Origin of the sequence: Convivina praedatoris, from assembly GCF_933208495.1 — a bacterium.
GTDB lineage: Bacteria > Bacillota > Bacilli > Lactobacillales > Lactobacillaceae > Convivina > Convivina praedatoris.
The window spans coordinates 272,183-289,941 of record NZ_CAKOET010000001.1; the positions used below are offsets into that span (position 1 = coordinate 272,183).

Here is a 17,759-nt window from a genome sequence, read left to right on the forward strand (position 1 = left end):
ACTCGCTAAATGGCGGGTCCTTTTTGATTGATTATATGTTCTTCAAAAAACTTTTTTGAGTTTTAACAAATTTAAAACCAAGTGCTTGATAAAATTGGTGGGCACTGGTGCGCTCGCTACCGGAGTTAAGACGAATTGCGGTTACACCATGGGCTTGTCCTTCCTTAATGATACGGTTGATTAAAGCAGTCCCAATTCCTTGTCCTTGACGATTTTGCTTTACCGCTAGCCCCAGAATGTTAAATTTTAGTTCAGTATATAAAGTCGCATAGTATTCAGCATGGATATATCCTAATAATTGTTGCGTTTGGGGATCAATTGCCACCAAGATTAAGTGATGTCTGGCATCTTCTAATAGTTCAGCTAAGCGATTGTGGCTTTTATCTAAAGGGTAGTCATAGCCGAGTTGTTGACTATTTAATTGCCAAAGGTCTCGACTGTCTTGTTGTTCAGCTGGCCTAATGAGAAATGTCGTCATAATAGTCCTCGTTTTTTAATTTTATTATAGTTTATTTTTTATTAAATCAGTTTTCCTTATGCGTACATTGTTGTAATAGCTCATTTTTGCTACTATTACAGTAGTTCATAAATTTGAAGTAGAGAAATGGGAATAGTATGACTGAAAAACTAACTAAACAAACTTTGGTCGTTACTGCCGCAACAACAGCAGCAGTGACTTTGGGGATTAATACCGCTCAAGCTGATGATATTACCACCAGTAATCAAGGTGATTTAGATCGAGCAGCCCAAGCAACAGATAATAGCGCCACTACCGCAGCTAATGTGCAAACTGCTCAAAATGATAAACAAGCGGCTGAGCAAGAGGTTCAAAATGCTCAGCAGGCAGCTGATTTAGCTAAGGCAGCGGTTACTGATCAGACTAAACAAGTTCAGTTAGCTCAAAATAATCAAAAGCAAGCCCAAGCTGATTTGAAAACAGCGACAGCTAATACGCAGACTGCAACTGAAAATAAAGATAAAAATCAACAAGCTGTAACAAAAGCTCAAGCTGATACTAATCAGGCTCAAAAGGATGTCCAAGTTGCTCAAGGAGCAGTACAACAGGCTCAAAATCAACATGATGAGCAACAAAAACAAGTTGATAAAATCCAAGCTGATTTAGACTTCGCAAAAGCAGCTAGCAATAAGGCCCAAACAGTATTAGACCAAGGTCAAGCCACCTTGAATACTACTAAAAAAGATTTAGCTGATAAGCAGACCAGTCTAACTGCTAAAGAATCTCAATTAAAGGTAGCCCAAGCTGGGCAAGGGGAACAGGCGGATTCTCAAGACCATCAAGCTGCTTTAGCTAATCAACAAAAAGCGCAAGTAGCAGTTGATCAGGCGCAAGCTAAAGTTGATGCAGCTCAAAAACAAGTCGATAGTTTAAATCAGCAAACAAGTTATGCTATTACTTTACCAGCTGGCACTAAAGCTACCGATATGATTAATTGGTCAGACGGTCAATGGACTCAATGGGCACAACAAATTAAAGCAGCTGGGTATGTTCACGATACCGCCGCTCAGGCGCAAAATATTGATTTGAACAACCTAACGACGGAGCAAAATCAAGCCCTCCAAAACTACTATGGCGATTTACTAAATCAGCTACTCAAGCAAGCTGGTCAACAACCAATTGCGGTTAATGCTGCCGGCATGTTAGCTGGTGTCAAGCAGGTTGCAGATGGCTATTCCAATGATAATTGGGATATCTGGAGTCATGCGGATCATAACAAAAAAGTCTTGCAGCAGGCTTATACTGATAACCATCTAAATTCGATGTCGGAGAACTGGGGTTCATCCTTTGATCAAGGAAACAAGGCCGGTTTTGATGGGCACACTACCTTAGATGCCGCCCAGGAACAAATTTATAATACTGTTTTGGCTATGATCAACAACGATAGTGATAGTCGTTGGGATCATGCTAAAAACTTCTTAATGGTTTATGGGCAAGATGTCCATGGTAAGTCTGCTAAAGCGTATTCGGCGGTTGCTTTTGATAAAATGGGCGCTTCTCATTACTTTAGTGGCTTAGTGGCTGATACTAATTCAGCCTTTAATGCCGCTGGAGCAACTGTGCCAATCGGTACAACTAAGCCATCACAGACCTTAATTGATGCTCAGACCATTTTGGATAATGCTAAAAAAGACTTGGCCAATCGCCAAGCAGCTCTTCAGACTGCTCAAGACCAAGTAGCCAAGGTGGGTAGCCAGGGTAAGGAAGACATCAAGACGCTACAAGCTGAAATCACTCAGCTAAACGATGCGATTGCTCATGGGCAAAAGCAAGTTCAAGAGTTGGAAACGAATTTACCAAAATTAGTTGAACAAGCTAAAAATGCCAAAGGAATTCAAGCCACTGCGCAACAGAACTTAGTCACTGCAAAGCAAGCTGTTTCAGATGGACAAGCCAATTTGGTTAAGCAAATCACGGTTTTGAATGCAGCTCAAAAGTATGCTAACGAATTAGCCAATAACTTGAAGCAGGCCCAAGATAAATTAGCTAAGGATAAAAATGCGCCGGCTGATCAGCAAACAGCAGCCAAAAAGGTTGCTGAAACTACTCAAGCCTTGGCTGATGCTCAAACTTTGTTAAAGCAATTGGAAGCAAAAAGCCAAGCTGCTCAACAAGAAGTTAATCAAGCGCAAGGGAAGTATCAAGCCGCTGCCAGTCGTTATCATGATGTAGTAATGGCTTATCAGTATGAGCAACAAAAAGCTCAAAAGCTTGCTAACCAAGCTCAGGATGAGATAATACCGACAGCTAATGTTGCAACTGATAAGCAAACTGCCAATAATAATGGCGGTTCGACAGTTGCCTTTAATTCAACTGGAGCGCCGGTTAAAACAGCTGTTAGTAACAGTACGGTAACTGCTAATTTGGCTAAATTACCACAAACTGCTAGTCAAACTCGTAGTAATAGTCAGGCATTAGCCTTGGTTGGCCTGTCAGTAATGGTAGCCAGTTCAGCGTTCTTTGGTTATAAAAAGTACAAAGATTAATTAAGTTATTAATAACAGAAAAGCACTAGATCAATTGAGTCTAATGCTTTTTTAGTGGAAAAAAACTATCTTAACATGTACAATTTGGACATAAAGAAATCCACTATGTTAAAAGACACTCAAATTAATTATTCTTCTGGGAAAATAATGATTGCTTAATTTCATTAGTGATTTTTGGGGGATAAGGTAAGAAAGCGTTAGTTCTTGATGTTATTGTCAGCTTTTGCAGTTTTCTTACAGTAAGAAATAGTCAGTTTGCGAATGATTTCAACTCAGGCTATTTATTATATGAATATTGAGGCAACGAGGAGTATATGACAGTTAACTATATTGATATTGATGATCATAATGTCGTTGTCCTTTCAGATCAAGTGACTAGCGCCTACAACGACACCGCTGAATATAGCACCGTTGATCGAATTGCTGCCTTGGAAAAGCGGGGCTTTGTCTTCGTGAAGGATGAATATCCAAAAGAACCCATTGTTGGGGCTGATAAACTAACATTTGTTGTTGAATTTAAACATGGAACCAGGACGGTAACACAACAAACTCCTGGGACGCCGGGACGGCCAGTTGATCCGAGTAATCCTAATGGGCCTAAATATCCGCAGGGTACGGATATTCATAGCTTAGTTAAACAGGTTCATCGGGTAATCAATTATATTTATGATGATGGTCGGATTGTTGCACCGACTGTTGATCAAAGTGTTGAATATAGTCGGAAGGGAACTTTTGATTTGGTTGACATTGACAAGGCGGTTGATTACACGCCTTGGATGACTAATAAGGCTATTTTTGAGGCAGTTACTTCACCGGTTATTAATGGCTATGTTGCTGATAAAAATAACATTCCATCAGAAACGACTACTGCGCTAACGGGTGATACGCATATTACGGTTGTGTATCATATTGATCAAAATAGTCAGTCAACCTCAACATCTGAATCGATGAGCAGCTCAATCTCATCTTCTATCTCTGCTGCTGAGTCGGCAACAAGTACATCGACTTCGACTTTAGAATCTGAGTCAGCAAGTGATTCTACGTCGACCTCCACTTCAAAATCCACGTCGACTTCTGCATTTGATTCTGAATCAACAAGTATTTCAACTTTCGAGAGCATGTCGTCATCGGCCTCAGCCTCAGAGTCGAAATCGGAAAGCGATTCGACTTCAATATCTGATTCTGCTAGTGCATTGACCTCGAAGTCTAAAGCACAGTCAGATCGTGCTTCTCAATCAGAATTTCAGTCAAGCAGTGAGTCTACGTCCACGACTAAATCGGATTCTAGGAGTGCTTTAATAACTGAATCTACCTTAACTTCGACTTCTGAATCAGCTAGACCAGATTCAAAATCGGCAACTCAATTTACAGGTGACACACACAATGGCGCTACTTCGGATTCCACTAGCGATGCCCAATTAGTTCTTAGTTCTACGTCTAATCGGACTGGAATGCCAATGAGTAGGGCTGTTACTGAATCAAACTATAATTCGAGTTCATTATTTAGCAGTAACGTCGGTTCTAAGCAAGCAGGCACTGTGCCAGCCACTGCTACGCGAGCTAGTCGACATGCTGTGAAAAATACAAGTATAGTAGGGGCTTTATCCCTTATGGCGGCTTCAGTATTTGGTATTAGTTTTGGTCGTAATCGTAAGCATTAATGTTAAAAAACACTAGATTATTTCTAGTTTTTTTTAATAGAAAATTTCAGCAATCCGCAGTCAAATCAGCTACAATGTAGGCGACTACCTAATGATTAAAAAGTGGAGTGAAGAATGGTAAAGAAAATTATTTTAGATATGGATCCTGGTGTAGATGATGCAGCCGCTTTGGCGGTTGCCGTCAATAATCCAGCTTTGGATGTTCCCTTAATTACCACCGTAGCCGGTAATGTTAGTGTTGATAAGACGACCAATAATGCTTTGAAATTATTAGAATTTTTTAACAAAGATATTCCCGTTGCTGCTGGTGCTAAAGGACCTTTGAAACGAGATTTTAAGGATGCCTCCTATATTCATGGGGAATCAGGGATGCCTGGCTATGATTTTCCTCAGCCTAGCCGTCAAGCATTAGAGGTTGACGCCGTAACCGCGATTCATAATGAATTGCAGGCTCAAGCCGAACCAATTACCCTGATTGCTACTGGTGCTTACACCAATATTGCCCGTTTGATTCAGCAGTATCCCGAAGATTTAAAAAATATTAAAGAGTTAATCTTGATGGGTGGATCGCTTAGCGGAGGAAATGTTAGTTCGGTGGCTGAATTTAATGTTTTCACTGATCCTGATGCAGCTCAAATTGTATTTAAAAGTGGCTTGCCCATCGTGATGATTGGCTTAGATGTTACCTTGAAGGCCCTAATTACACCAGAAACAACCAATGCCTTGCAAAAGTTGGGCGAGGCGGGAAAGATGTTGTATGGCATGATTACTGCTTATGGGGATGTCCATGTGGGTGGTAAACCAATGCATGATGTTAATACGATTTTATATGCGTTAGCACCGGACAAAATTAAAACCCATGCCCAGGCAATTGAGGTGGCGGTCGATGGTCCGGCGGTTGGTGCGACAGTTTCGGATTTCCAACATCGCTGGCATCCAGCCGATTTTTACAATGCCCAAGTTGGTTATGATATTGATGCTACTGAGTTTAATCAATGGTTTCTGGAGCAAGTAGCTTTGATGGGATAAAAAGACAGCAAGATTTGCTGTCCTTTTATTTGGCGTAATTTTTGTAACCGAAGTATTAATATGTGGTTTACAATAAAAGTATATATTAAATTACAAGGAAAAAGTTGTGGCGTTTCAATTTCAAAAATTAGTAGCTAAATACCATAAAAACGGCTTTGAAATTTCCAAATCAGACATACACTTACAATTAGTTAGGGGATGCCGAAGCATTTATTTTACATTTTCTAGTAGTAATTTCTTCCGGGAATTATCCGGTATTTGCTAAGGAGTTACTACTTAAAATGCCTATTGGTCATCCTTATGGGGCGACGGGTGGAATACCAGTTGCCCGATGAATAAATCGTTTAAATCAAATGCATCGTCCCGCCTTAGAAATTGTCAGCATGTGGGTTGCTGCTGGGTTGGGAATTAGTTTCCTAATCGCTAACCGCGCTTGGTCGGCCAAGCTATAATTTTGCTATCAAACCCACTTAAATCAGGCCTGCAAGGAATCATTGCTAACTTTTTTGTAAAAAATTGGCTAAGATAGGAGCATATCAAGGAGGAAAAGCGATGCGGTTTGGTGATCGATTGAAAATAACTAGAACAAACAAGGGATTAACCCAAGATGAAGTGGCCCAGTACTTCCATGTGTCCCGGCAGACAATTTCAAGTTGGGAGAATGAAAAAAACTATCCAGATGTGGCTAGTCTGGTTCAGCTTAGTGATTATTATCAGATTTCTTTGGATACGCTACTAAAGGAAGATACTGGGATGCGGGAAGCCCTACAGCGCAAAGAAGTGGTTAAGAATCTAAAACCAATTCGCCGTTCCCTGTTGGGGATGGATTTCATTATATTAATTTGGTTGATATTTTCCATGATAAATGGTTCCAGACCATCCTCGATCGCTGGGTTCTTTATGTGGCCGATGTTTATTTTGTTATTGCTTGCCTTAAACCAACTAAATAAATTTGATGAAAGTTACCACTTAGGTCTCAAATGGCGCTGGCAGGAGTATACTAGCGGTCAACATGGTTTAAAGTATGCCTTAATTGTCCCTATTATTTTCATTGTAGGCGGACTATTGATAATTATTTATTGGCATAATTCATCAATAAGAATGGGCGCTGGTTTTGGTATGATTAGTGGGGCGTTGATATTGGCCGGTATCTTGTATTTTAAAAATCCTAAACAATAAATTGTTTTTAAAGGAGAATTCACATGGATAACACTGAAAATTTTGACCAACAAATGTTAGCCTGTTTAGAAAAGGTCATTGATCCCGAATTACAGTGTGACATTGTGAATTTAGGTTTAATATACGGCTTGGACTTCAATAAAGGAACTGTTACTGTTCAGATGACTTTGACAACAATGGGGTGTCCAATCATGGGAGAGTTAGAGCATATGGTGAAAAATAGCTTGCGAGAACTTCCCAATGTGACAGAAGTGATGGTGGACTTTGTCTGGGAACCGGCATGGAGTATCGATCGGATGAGCCGATACGCTAAAATGGCTTTAGGTCTTCATTAAATTTGTTAAAACGGTTAAACTCATGGATTTAACCGTTTTTTAATTGAAAATTCATTAACCTACTTTGCCAATTAAGGGTTCAATTTAAAAATTATGGTAGAATACTAGTAATCACATTTTGAGTACAAAATTTGGAGTATGAATGATTAACTATCCGAAGGGAACTCATCGGCAGGAAAAGGTTAGTAATGCGCTTACCCGTAGTCAAAAAACGCAACGCGTTTCGCTTTATAGTCGGCGGGGAATGGGGCTTGAAGATGAGATTAACCAAGCTAATGACTACTATCTAGAGAATCATTTGGCCGTTATTCACAAAAAGCCTACCCCGGTGACGATTGTTGGGGTAGACTATCCCATGCGTGCTGCTGCTAAAATAACTGAAGCCTACTTCCAAAAACCGTCCACAACAGATTATAATGGTGTCTATCAAGGCCGTTATATTGATTTTGATGCCAAAGAGACCAGTAATAAAACCTCATTTCCACTTAAAAATCTGCACGAACATCAGATTCGCCATTTAGCAAATGTTCTATCGCAAGGCGGAATTGGTTTTATCATTATTAAGTTTACCAAGTTCAATGAAAGCTACATTTATCCGGCTAGCCGGTTGATTGCCCAATGGCAGGATAGATCACAGGCACGCTCGATTACCTATGCGGCAATCGTTGAACATAGCTATCAAATACCTACTAGTTTGAATCCCAGTCTTGATTATTTACAGGCCTTGGATTCAATGTTGTCAGATTTGACCTAGTTACTAGGAGTTTTTTTTATGTCAAAGGATAATCAAGCTCAACCATCAACCCCTGAAGCTAGTTCTCAGTCCGAAAGTTCAGCCTCGCAGAAGCGAACTAAACCCAGAGGACCGGTGATGCGGTTTTTCCGATGGTTAGGACTAATCATGTTGGCCTTAGTCTTATGTGCCACTGCTTTGTTTAGTTACTATCTTATTACTGCACCTAAGATTACAGAATCGAGTTTGTCAGCTGAAAATGCGACCCGTATTTATGACAAAGACGACAATATCGTTTGGTCAACTGCCACTAAAAACCGTGAATATGCCAGTCAGGATGATATCCCTGATGGTCTTAAACAAGCAATTGTTTCGATTGAAGATCGTCGTTTTTATAAGCATCATGGTGTTGATCCAATTCGTGTTGGTGGTGCCTTGGCTAGTAATTTGGCCGGCTCTTCGTTAGGAATGCAGGGTGGTTCTACTTTGACCCAACAACTTGTTAAGTTGTCAGTTTTTAGTACTTCCAGTGCAGACCAGACACTTAAGCGTAAGACCCAAGAGATTTATTTGGCCACTCAGGTTGAAAAAAATTACACGAAGGATCAAATTTTAGATTTCTATATTAATAAGGTCTACATGGGCCATGGAATTTACGGGATGAAGACTGCCGCTGATTATTACTACGGTAAGTCACTCAAAGAGCTGTCAACGGCCCAATTGGCACTTTTGGCTGGTATTCCACAATCACCTACTAACTACGATCCATATGCTAGTGATACGGATATCACTACAAAACGTCGGAATTTGGTACTGCAGGCAATGGTTAAGTACGGAGCCCTTAGTCAAGATGATGCTAATCAGGCCATGAATGTCTCAGTTAATGATGGTTTGCAAGATATCAGCCAAAAAGCTCAAGATACCGATGATAAGCGTAAGTTGGTTGATGGCTATGTCAGCTCAACCATTTCAGAAGCCAAAGAAATGGGCTATGATACCACTCAGGGTGGTCTAAAGATCCATACCGACATGGATTATAAGTTGCAAAAAAAGCTTTATGAACAAGCTAACGATTCTTCTGCGATTGATTATGGTAGTAAGGATTTGCAACTGGGTGCAACCATGACTAATCCGGATAACGGCCGCGTAATTGCCCAGATTGGTGGTCGTAACCTTAAGACCACCTTTGGTATTAATCGTGCTACCCAAACGATGCGTTCGGGTGGATCATCGGTTAAGCCTTTGGTTGATTATGGTCCAGCGATTGAGTATTTAAACTGGCCAACTTATCGGACGGTTGAAGATAAGAAGTATAAGTATCCTGGTACTGATATTTCAGTAAATGACTGGGATAATAACTTCATGGGTAACATGACGATGCGTTCGGCCCTAGCCTTGTCTCGTAATATTCCGGCCATCAAAACGCTGGATAATGTGGGGGCTAAGCGCTCATCTAAGTTCTTAACTGGCTTAGGCATCACCACAGCTAATTTGCCAGAGGGTTCGGCTGCCTTGGGTATTCCGATTTCTTCCGAACAGGAGGCTGGCGCCTTTGGCGCCATTGCCAATGGTGGAACCTACTACAAGCCTAGTTACATTAAAGATGTTATTACTAGCGACGGTACTACCCATAAAAATAAAGTCAACGGAAAGCAAGCAATGAAGGAAAGTACGGCCTTTATGCTAACTGACATGATGAAGGGTGTTATTAGTTATGTTGGAACTGCTTCAGAAGCTATGATTCCTGGTCTTCATCAGGCTGGTAAATCTGGTTTGGTTGCCTATGATGAACGGGCTGGAATGCCTGATCAAGCGATTTCAGATGCTTGGTTTACTGGTTATACCCGTTCGTATGTTTTGTCAGTTTGGATGGGTTATGATCAACCTAACCAGACTGGTCATTACATTCCTTGGGATAAGCAGGACCTACCATCAAAGTACTACAAGGAAGTTATGTCTTATGCCATGCGTTATCGTAATAATACGGATTGGCATGCCCCAAGTACGGTGACTAAGACGGTACGTAACAATATCGCGGAGTATGAAGTGAAAGGCGCTAACTGGAGTAATGGTGGTTTGCCAAGTGTGGCTTCCATGAATGGAACCGGCGACTTTGATAGTGATGATAGTTCAGATAGTTCATCATATAGTACTGGTTCAAGCTATAGCACTTCTAGTTACAGTACTAGTAGCTATGCTTCTTCGCAGTATCAACGGCGGGAAGCTGAAGAGGAGCAACCGGCAACGACTAACAATGGGGGCGATGTGGCTAGTTCTTCTTCATCGGCTAGTTCTACCCCTGCATCATCAAGTAGTAGCAGTCAGGCATCATCATCTTCAGGTGAATCTAAAAAAACTTAAAGTAAAAGCCCTGTCTTGAACGGGGCTTTTACTGTAGAGTAGTCAGGAGATGAAACTGATGAGAATGTGGGTCAGTGGCTACCGTAGCTATGAATTAGGTGTCTTTAAAGATAATGATCCTAAAATCCAAGTAATCCATTATGCTTTGCGGACCTTTTTCATTGAACAAATTGATTTAGGACTGGAGTGGGTTATTACCGGCGGACAGTTGGGTATTGAACAGTGGGCAATTCAAGTGGTTCAAGAATTAAAAGCAGACTATCCGGGCCTGAAAATTGCCATGATTTTACCCTTTGCGGATTTTGGGGGTAATTGGCAGCCGGCTAAACAAGCAACACTAGCTCAATTAAAAAGCCAAGTCGATTTTTTTGGTACGGTTTCAAATCAAAAATATCAAAATCCGAGTCAACTGCAGCAATATCAAGATTTTTTGCTAGGTCATACCGATCAAGCGGCTTTAGTATACGATGCAGAATTTGAAGGTAAAACCCAGTACGATTATCAAAAAATTTTGGCCTACCAAGCTAAACATCCGTATCCATTACAATTACTTGACATGGATAATTTGCAGGCGGCAGCTTTAGATTTACAAGAACAACGAGAAAATAATCTGGATTAATTGCGATTCGATTGGCTTCCTGTTAAGATGGTAGTAGTGAACTATAAGGAGTAATATCTGTGGCTCAAGTTAAATATACCCAAAAAGATATTTATGAACGTGTCTTTAAGCAACGACGGATGGGGGTTGGTTACGATCCTCAAGATGTTGATGACTTCTTGGATGGCGTTATTAGTGATTATGGTGTTTTTAATGACCAAATCGAACAACTTCAAGGTGAAGTCACTAAGTTGCAAGATGCCTTACGGGCTGCTCAAAAGCAACTAGTGACTTACCAGAATTCTGGTCATATTTCGGCCGTAACTGCACCGCAGGAATCTGAAGTAGAGCGTCCTCGTAGCGTAGTTGCTGAAGAAAGTACGATCCAAGCTCAGCCAGAAGCTGCGGTGGTTAATTCGGTTGATACTGAATTGTTAAAGCGTGTGGCTAACTTGGAGTTAGCGGTCTTTGGTCGGGAACGCTCCGATAAGAATCAGAGCGGTACTAATCGTAACCGTTAATACTCAACAATTGCAGGTGCTGAGTAATTGCGCATAATATTTCTTATGTGAGGAAGGTCCATGCTCGCACATTCTGAGATGGATGTAGTGTTTGTGCTGGGATAAAAAATAAACCCAGGGGTGGTGTTCACACCATTACGGCAACTGAAAGTGCTAAGGCGTTTACGCTATGTATGAATAGGTTTGAAAGTGCTATAGAAACGAATATGCTAATGAAAGTTAGTATTTGAGACGAGGTAAACCCCACAAGCGGGCAACCCAAACTTTGGTAGGGGCGGCTGACCTAGTGAAATGAAACGATGGTCGGTATGGTTCTGTGTGAACTTAGATAGATGATTACTGAAGGTATAAGCTCCTGACTTATACTGGAACAAAACATGGCCTATAGGCATCTGCAACAGGAATCCGCGTAAGCGGATTTTTTTATTTTAAAGACGTTGATATTCTTTACTGACATAGTTTGATATTCTGGCTATAATGATGAGGTACGTATTTAATAGAGCTTTGCAGGAGTGAATATGAAAAGAATATTTAAAGGATTGACTTGGTCTCTTTTGGGATTGTTAATCATACCATTTTTTTTTAGCGCTGGAGCTTCGGTTGCGGCCGATGAAACTGATTCAACTTTAGCTAGAATTCAAAAAAAGGGTAAGTTAACGGTTGGATTGTCAGCTGATTATGCTCCTTACGAATTTCATACTAAGATTAATGGTAAAGATGAAATTGTTGGTTTTGACGTTTCTTTGGCTCAGGCCATTGCCGATAAACTGGGTGTTAAATTAGAAGTTGAAGATATGGGCTTTGATGCGCTCTTAGGTGCCTTAAAAACCGGTAAGATTGACATGATTGCTTCAGGAATGTCGGCTACACCAGAACGTGAAGAACAGGTTGATTTTTCTGATGTTTACCTACGTTCGCCACAGGCAATGTTGATTTTGAAAAAAAATCAGCATAAATACACTACTGACTTATCAACTTTTGCGGGTACCAAGGTTGGTGCTCAGACGCAAACGACCCAAGAAGAGATTGCCAAGAGCATTAATGGCGCTAGCGTGGTTAGCTTGCAAAAGTATCCTAACTTGATTTCCCAATTAAGTCAGGGTGTTATCAGTGGAATTGTTGCTGAAAAAACGATTGCTCAAGCTTATGAGCAACAAAATAAGAACTTTAAGGTGATTTATCCAACTTATTCCGCGGATGGTAGTACCCAAAGTGCTGTAGCCTTATCCAAGGATTCTCCGGTCTTTAAAGCCAAGGTAAACGAAGTGATTCATAAGGTGACAACCGATGGTCAGTTTACTAAGTGGCAAAAGAAAGCCAATCAGCAAATGTTTGCTAATCAAAATGACAGCTATTGGCAAAAGTACGGTCATTATTTTGTGACTGGAACCGGCATTACCCTTGCTTTAGCAGTTGTGGGCGTGTTTTTGGGCGTAACTCTGGGTATTTTCTTTGCCTTGATGAAGTTGTCTTCAGTATTTGTCTTTAAAGCAATTGGTAATATCTATGTTGAGTATGTCCGGGGGACACCATTACTAGTGCAGGCCTTTATGGTTTTCTTCGGTTCTCAAGCCCTTGGCTTGAATTTATCAGCCTTTGCGGCCGGCGCCCTGTCCATGGGCTTGAATTCGGCTGCCTATGTCGCTGAAATTATTCGTTCGGGAATTACTTCGGTCGATGGGGGTCAAATGGAGGCGGCTCGTTCGCTTGGTTTGACGCATTCTAAGGCCATGCGCTTGGTAATTTTGCCACAGGCTGTCCGTAACATCCTACCGGCCTTAGGTAACGAATTCGTTTCGGTTATTAAGGAAGGTTCTGTTGTTTCGGTTATTGGTGTTGGTGAATTGATGTATGAAACTGGTGTGGTTCAAGGCGCTTCGTTTGAGCCCTTTATCCCGCTCGTAATTGCCTCATTGATTTACTTCACTTTGACCTTTACAATTAGTCGTTGCTTAGGATTTATAGAAAGTCGAATACACCGTTAAAAAAAGAGCCCTGCTAATCAGCAGGGCTCTTTTTAGGTACCATTAATTTTCAAAAGTTACTCGGACACCTTCGGGTAGGACAAAGTCTTTTTGCAAGAGACTTAGTTCACCAGTTTGTTCATCACGAGCATATAGGGAAAGGTTGTCTGTTTCTTGATTAGCAATCACTAGGTAGTTTTCACTAGGGTCAAGAGCCATATCCCGAGGGAAGCTTCCTTCAGTGCTGATTAATTGGATTAGTTCGATTTCAGCACCTAGATTAGTACATTCAAAGACACTAACTGAATCATGGCCGCGATTAGATGTGTAAATAAAACGACCATCGGCTGAGACTCGAATCGCAGCGGCCCCGTTATGTTCACTCCAATCATCTGGAATTGTAGAAGTGGTCATGAGATGTTCAAAAGAACTATCTTCTTGATTGTACTTTAATACACTGAGTAGACTAGAAAGCTCACCTAGTAGGTAGGCATACTGGCCATCAGGAGAAAAACGAATATGGCGAGGACCAAAGCCAGCATCAGCCTGATAACGGTTAAGTTCAGTTAACTGGCCATCATCACTAACGTCAAAAGTAATAACTTGATCAGCACCTAAATCCACCGCGACTAAGCGATTGTCTGGTGTTAAATTACAAAAGTGAATGTGTGCTGCACTTTGCTCTGGACGTGGGCCGGAACCTTTGTTTTCAAAGCTATCGGCCAGTTGCAAACCACCATTGGCCTGAATTTTATAGACTTCAACTAGGCCACGGTGGTAATAACCGGCAAAGACTAACTGACGAGCTTCATCCACACCGATATAAGCTGGGGCTGATCCGTCACTTAACTGGGCATCTAATTCAACCATGGGCCGTGGTGTGTTGTCTAAAGTTACGACACCACCTTGACCATCACGATTTTCAACAGCATAGACCTTATTAGCCTTAGAAAGAGCTAGATAGGTTGGATTAGTTAGTTCAAATACCAAAGTGGCATTTTGTAGTTGCTGGCTTTGAGTATCTAATTCAACCTCATAAACACCCTTTGAAGCGCGCTTAGTGTAGGTTCCAAGTAACAATTTATGAATCGACATAATTAAATAATGACTCCTTTTAATAGTTATCAAATACACTAACATTATAACATAGCCTTTTTGCCCGCACTTAGGTGGCAATGTGGTAGAATACGTTTGTTATTTCCCTAAAAGCTGAATAGCTTTTAAGTTAGAAAAAATATTAAAATCCTATCAAAGGATTATACGGAGTAGTAAATGACTAATCACATTGTTTTATTTGAACCCTTGATGCCGGCTAACACTGGTAATATTGCCCGCACAACCGCAGGAACTGATGCTGTTTTGCATTTAATTGAACCACTTGGTTTTGAATTGGATGATAAGCACGTTAAACGGGCTGGCTTAGACTATTGGGAGCATGTTCAACTAGTTCGCCATGCTAATTTACCAGAATTTTTGGCAACTTTAAAAGCAGACGATCAATTATTTTTAGTATCCAAATTTGCTAACCGTGATTATAGTCAGGCTGATTATCAACAGGGAGGAGATTGCTACTTCCTATTTGGTAAAGAAACCACTGGTCTGCCAGAAGTCTTTATGCGCCAAAATCCTGACAAGGCAATTCGAATTCCACAAGATGATCAACATGTTCGTTCGTTGAATTTGTCTAATACCGTAGCGATTGTACTTTATGAAGCTTTGCGGCAGCAAGGCTTTCCGGGATTGGAAAGTAGTCATCATTACGAACAAGATAAATTAAAATAATGGGTTGACGGCTGGCTGACTATTTGATAATATTATCTATGTTGTTTCGGACAAGAAATAACAACTGACCATGGCTCGTTGGTCAAGTGGCTAAGACGCTGCCCTTTCACGGCGGAATCGAGAGTTCGATTCTCTCACGAGCTATAAAAAAGTTGCAACGTTATGTTGCAACTTTTTTATTTTCTCAATTTAATAGCCTATAATACAAATGATTTGGCAAGCTTGAAGAGGGGAGGCTTATTGTGCCCAGTAAAAAAAGAAGTTCACGCCCTAAAAAAGGGGTGAGTAAAAAGGCTGTAAAAAAAGATCAATCAACTAATATTACCTTATTAGTTTTTATTATCATTAGCATTTTTGCTATTTTTAAAATTGGTTTGTTTGGCATCTATGCGGCCAACTGTTTACGATTCTTTGTCGGTGATCTATACCAGGTAGTCCTCGGCTTAGCCGTTATGCAGGCCCTTTATTATTTGATTATGCAAAAGCTTTACTGTCCTAGTGGGCGAATTTGGCTAGGTGGTGGTCTGCTCACCTTTTCAGCCTTTTTAGGCTCTTCAATGCTTTTTTTTAGTCAGGGAAGCTTTCCAGAACCTGGCTATACTAATCAGGTGTTACGAATTATTGGGCAAGATTTTACCAACCAAGCTGCTGGAACGCCGGTGGGGGCCGGCTTAATCGGAGCTTGGTTGTACCAATTAACTTTCCAACTGCTATCAAACATTGGTGTTATTATTTTAATTGTTTTAAGTTTGCTGGCCGGAACGGTAATTTTATTTAAAATTCCAGCCCGAGACATCGCCCAAAAAGGGATGGTACAGGCTCAGACTCAGGTTCAAGAGTTACAAAAAAAACGTGGTCAACGGCGGGACCGTACGCCTTTATTAGCCAAAAAAGAGGGGCATGACATTGTTGATTATGGTGATGATCCCTTGGGCTTACATAAGAGCCAGCCGACAGTGGCACCGCAGTCAGAGTCAGTAACTGACCAATTGCCAGTTATGCCAGCTTCAGAACCAGTTGAGCCAGAAATTAAGTGGAATCAACCAACCAGTGATACGATTGGAACTGAAGCAGACGTTAGTACCAGTCAAACGAGTAGCGCGGTACCTGATTTCACCAAAAATACCATCGATGAAAATTATCAATTGCCTTCAACCGATTTGTTAACTAAGACTAAACCGACTGATCAAACCAAGGAATACCAGACCTTAACCGAAAAGTCACGTTTAGTGCATGATACTTTGCAAAGTTTTGGGGTTGAAGCCGAGGTGACTAGTGTTGCCCTCGGGCCTAGTGTTACTCAGTATGAATTAAAGCCTGGTCAAGGAGTTAAGGTAAACCGAATTGCTAATCTGGCTGATGACTTGGCCTTAGCCTTGGCGGCTAAATCAATTCGAATTGAAGCGCCTATTCCAGGTAAACCCTTTGTAGGAATTGAAGTCCCCAATGCGACTCAGTCAGTAGTTGGTTTTCGCGATATGATGGAACAAGTTCCTAATGACCATGAACATCTTTTGACCGTACCACTGGGACGGGATGTAACCGGAAACATTGTTTTCGCTGATTTAGCCAGCATGCCCCACCTGCTAATTGCTGGATCAACTGGATCAGGAAAATCGGTTGGGCTAAATGGAATTATTGTTTCTTTGCTATTAAAGGCCAAACCTAGTGAAGTAAAATTGATGATGGTTGATCCCAAAGTGGTCGAATTATCAATTTATAATGGGATTCCTCATTTGCTAACGTCCGTGGTTTCTGATCCACGAAAGGCGGCCAAGTCCTTACAAAAGTTAGTAGATGAAATGGAAAATCGTTATCAGCTATTGGCGGAATTTGGCAAACGAAATGTCAATGAGTATAATGCTGCCGTTGACGCTCATAATCTGGCAGCTAAGGATAATGGACAAGCAGTCATGCATCGCTTGCCATACATTGTGGCGATTGTGGATGAGTTTGCCGATTTGATGAGTACAGTGGGGAGTGAAATTGAAGTTTCCATTGCTCGATTAGGGGCTAAAGCTCGTGCAGCCGGAATTCATATGATTTTGGCTACTCAGCGGCCCGATGTTAAAGTGATTAATGGTACGATTAAGAGTAATATTCCTGGACGGATAGCCTTTAGAACTGCCTCTGGAATTGATTCTCGAACTATTTTAGATAGTAATGGAGCTGAGAAATTACTGGGCCGAGGAGATATGATTTTTGCTCCTCCTGGCAAACCCATGCAGCGAGTTCAGGGAGCCTTTATCAGTAATCAAGATGTAACTAATGTGGTTGAATTTGTAAAAAGTCAACAAGATGCAGAATACTCTGATAGTATGACAGTTACCGATGAAGAAATTGCCCAAGATGCTACGGGAACCAATCAAGGTCAGAGTGAAGATGAACTCTTCCAAGAAGCACTTGAGTTTGTCATTGGGGAGCAAAAAGCCTCGACTTCGCTCTTACAACGACGGTTCCGAATTGGTTATAACCGTGCTGCTCGCTTAATTGATGATTTAGAAGCTGCTGGTTATATCGGCCCAGCTGATGGTGCTCGTCCTCGTCAAGTTAATATTAGTCGCAGTAATAATGCAGAATAAAAAAAGAAGCC

Annotated in this window: 14 protein-coding genes, 1 tRNA gene and 1 other RNA gene; 14 read left to right on the forward strand and 2 right to left on the reverse strand. The window is 41.1% G+C overall.

Going from position 1 to position 17,759, the window contains the following annotated elements:
- Positions 1-31: 31 nt before the first annotated feature.
- Complete coding sequence (locus M4974_RS01305; protein ID WP_248705538.1) at positions 32-478, reverse strand: GNAT family N-acetyltransferase; 447 nt, start codon at positions 476-478, stop codon at positions 32-34.
- A 137-nt stretch (positions 479-615) separates the two neighbouring features.
- On the opposite strand from M4974_RS01305, the gene M4974_RS01310 reads away from it, so the two are divergent.
- The 11 genes from M4974_RS01310 (at position 616) to M4974_RS01360 (ending at position 13,405) form a co-directional block, all read left to right on the forward strand.
- Positions 616-3,003: an SEC10/PgrA surface exclusion domain-containing protein gene (locus M4974_RS01310; protein ID WP_248705537.1), complete on the forward strand. Its 2,388-nt coding sequence runs from the start codon at positions 616-618 to the stop codon at positions 3,001-3,003.
- A 314-nt stretch (positions 3,004-3,317) separates the two neighbouring features.
- Complete coding sequence (locus M4974_RS01315; RefSeq protein ID WP_248705536.1) at positions 3,318-4,664, forward strand: mucin-binding protein; 1,347 nt, start codon at positions 3,318-3,320, stop codon at positions 4,662-4,664.
- 114 nt (positions 4,665-4,778) lie between these two features.
- The gene (rihC, locus tag M4974_RS01320; protein WP_248705535.1) at positions 4,779-5,693 is read left to right on the forward strand and encodes a ribonucleoside hydrolase RihC; all 915 of its coding nucleotides are present in this window, start codon (positions 4,779-4,781) and stop codon (positions 5,691-5,693) included.
- Positions 5,694-6,245: 552 nt separating this feature from the next.
- Positions 6,246-6,872 carry a helix-turn-helix domain-containing protein gene (locus tag M4974_RS01325; protein WP_248705534.1) on the forward strand — a complete coding sequence of 209 codons (627 nt, stop codon included), beginning with the start codon at positions 6,246-6,248 and terminating at the stop codon, positions 6,870-6,872.
- A gap of 23 nt (positions 6,873-6,895) precedes the next feature.
- Positions 6,896-7,207, forward strand: a complete 312-nt coding sequence (locus M4974_RS01330) for a metal-sulfur cluster assembly factor (RefSeq protein WP_248705533.1) — start codon at positions 6,896-6,898, stop codon at positions 7,205-7,207.
- Between the two features lie 142 nt (positions 7,208-7,349).
- Complete coding sequence (recU, locus tag M4974_RS01335) at positions 7,350-7,961, forward strand: Holliday junction resolvase RecU (protein WP_248705532.1); 612 nt, start codon at positions 7,350-7,352, stop codon at positions 7,959-7,961.
- A gap of 18 nt (positions 7,962-7,979) precedes the next feature.
- On the forward strand, positions 7,980-10,301 hold the full coding sequence (locus M4974_RS01340) for a transglycosylase domain-containing protein (protein ID WP_371831383.1): 2,322 nt from the start codon (positions 7,980-7,982) through the stop codon (positions 10,299-10,301).
- A 58-nt stretch (positions 10,302-10,359) separates the two neighbouring features.
- On the forward strand, positions 10,360-10,920 hold the full coding sequence (locus M4974_RS01345) for a DUF1273 domain-containing protein (protein ID WP_248705531.1): 561 nt from the start codon (positions 10,360-10,362) through the stop codon (positions 10,918-10,920).
- A gap of 59 nt (positions 10,921-10,979) precedes the next feature.
- Entirely contained in the window at positions 10,980-11,420 is a 441-nt protein-coding gene (locus M4974_RS01350) for a DivIVA domain-containing protein (RefSeq protein ID WP_248705530.1), read from the forward strand.
- Between the two features lie 15 nt (positions 11,421-11,435).
- Positions 11,436-11,810: RNase P RNA component class B (rnpB, locus tag M4974_RS01355), an RNA gene on the forward strand.
- A 128-nt stretch (positions 11,811-11,938) separates the two neighbouring features.
- Positions 11,939-13,405, forward strand: coding sequence for an ABC transporter substrate-binding protein/permease (locus M4974_RS01360; RefSeq protein ID WP_248715718.1), 1,467 nt, complete (start codon positions 11,939-11,941; stop codon positions 13,403-13,405).
- 42 nt (positions 13,406-13,447) lie between these two features.
- On the opposite strand, the gene M4974_RS01365 is transcribed toward M4974_RS01360, so the two are convergent.
- Positions 13,448-14,479 (reverse strand): lactonase family protein, encoded by a 1,032-nt coding sequence (locus M4974_RS01365; protein WP_248705528.1) that lies wholly within the window; start codon positions 14,477-14,479, stop codon positions 13,448-13,450.
- Between the two features lie 177 nt (positions 14,480-14,656).
- On the opposite strand from M4974_RS01365, the gene M4974_RS01370 reads away from it, so the two are divergent.
- The 3 genes from M4974_RS01370 to M4974_RS01380 all read left to right on the forward strand — a co-directional run bounded on the left by M4974_RS01370 (position 14,657) and on the right by M4974_RS01380 (position 17,748).
- Positions 14,657-15,166 carry a tRNA (cytidine(34)-2'-O)-methyltransferase gene (locus M4974_RS01370; RefSeq protein ID WP_248705527.1) on the forward strand — a complete coding sequence of 170 codons (510 nt, stop codon included), beginning with the start codon at positions 14,657-14,659 and terminating at the stop codon, positions 15,164-15,166.
- Between the two features lie 72 nt (positions 15,167-15,238).
- Positions 15,239-15,310: transfer RNA gene (locus tag M4974_RS01375), tRNA-Glu, on the forward strand.
- A 98-nt stretch (positions 15,311-15,408) separates the two neighbouring features.
- On the forward strand, positions 15,409-17,748 hold the full coding sequence (locus tag M4974_RS01380) for a DNA translocase FtsK (RefSeq protein WP_371831382.1): 2,340 nt from the start codon (positions 15,409-15,411) through the stop codon (positions 17,746-17,748).
- Positions 17,749-17,759: the final 11 nt, after the last annotated feature.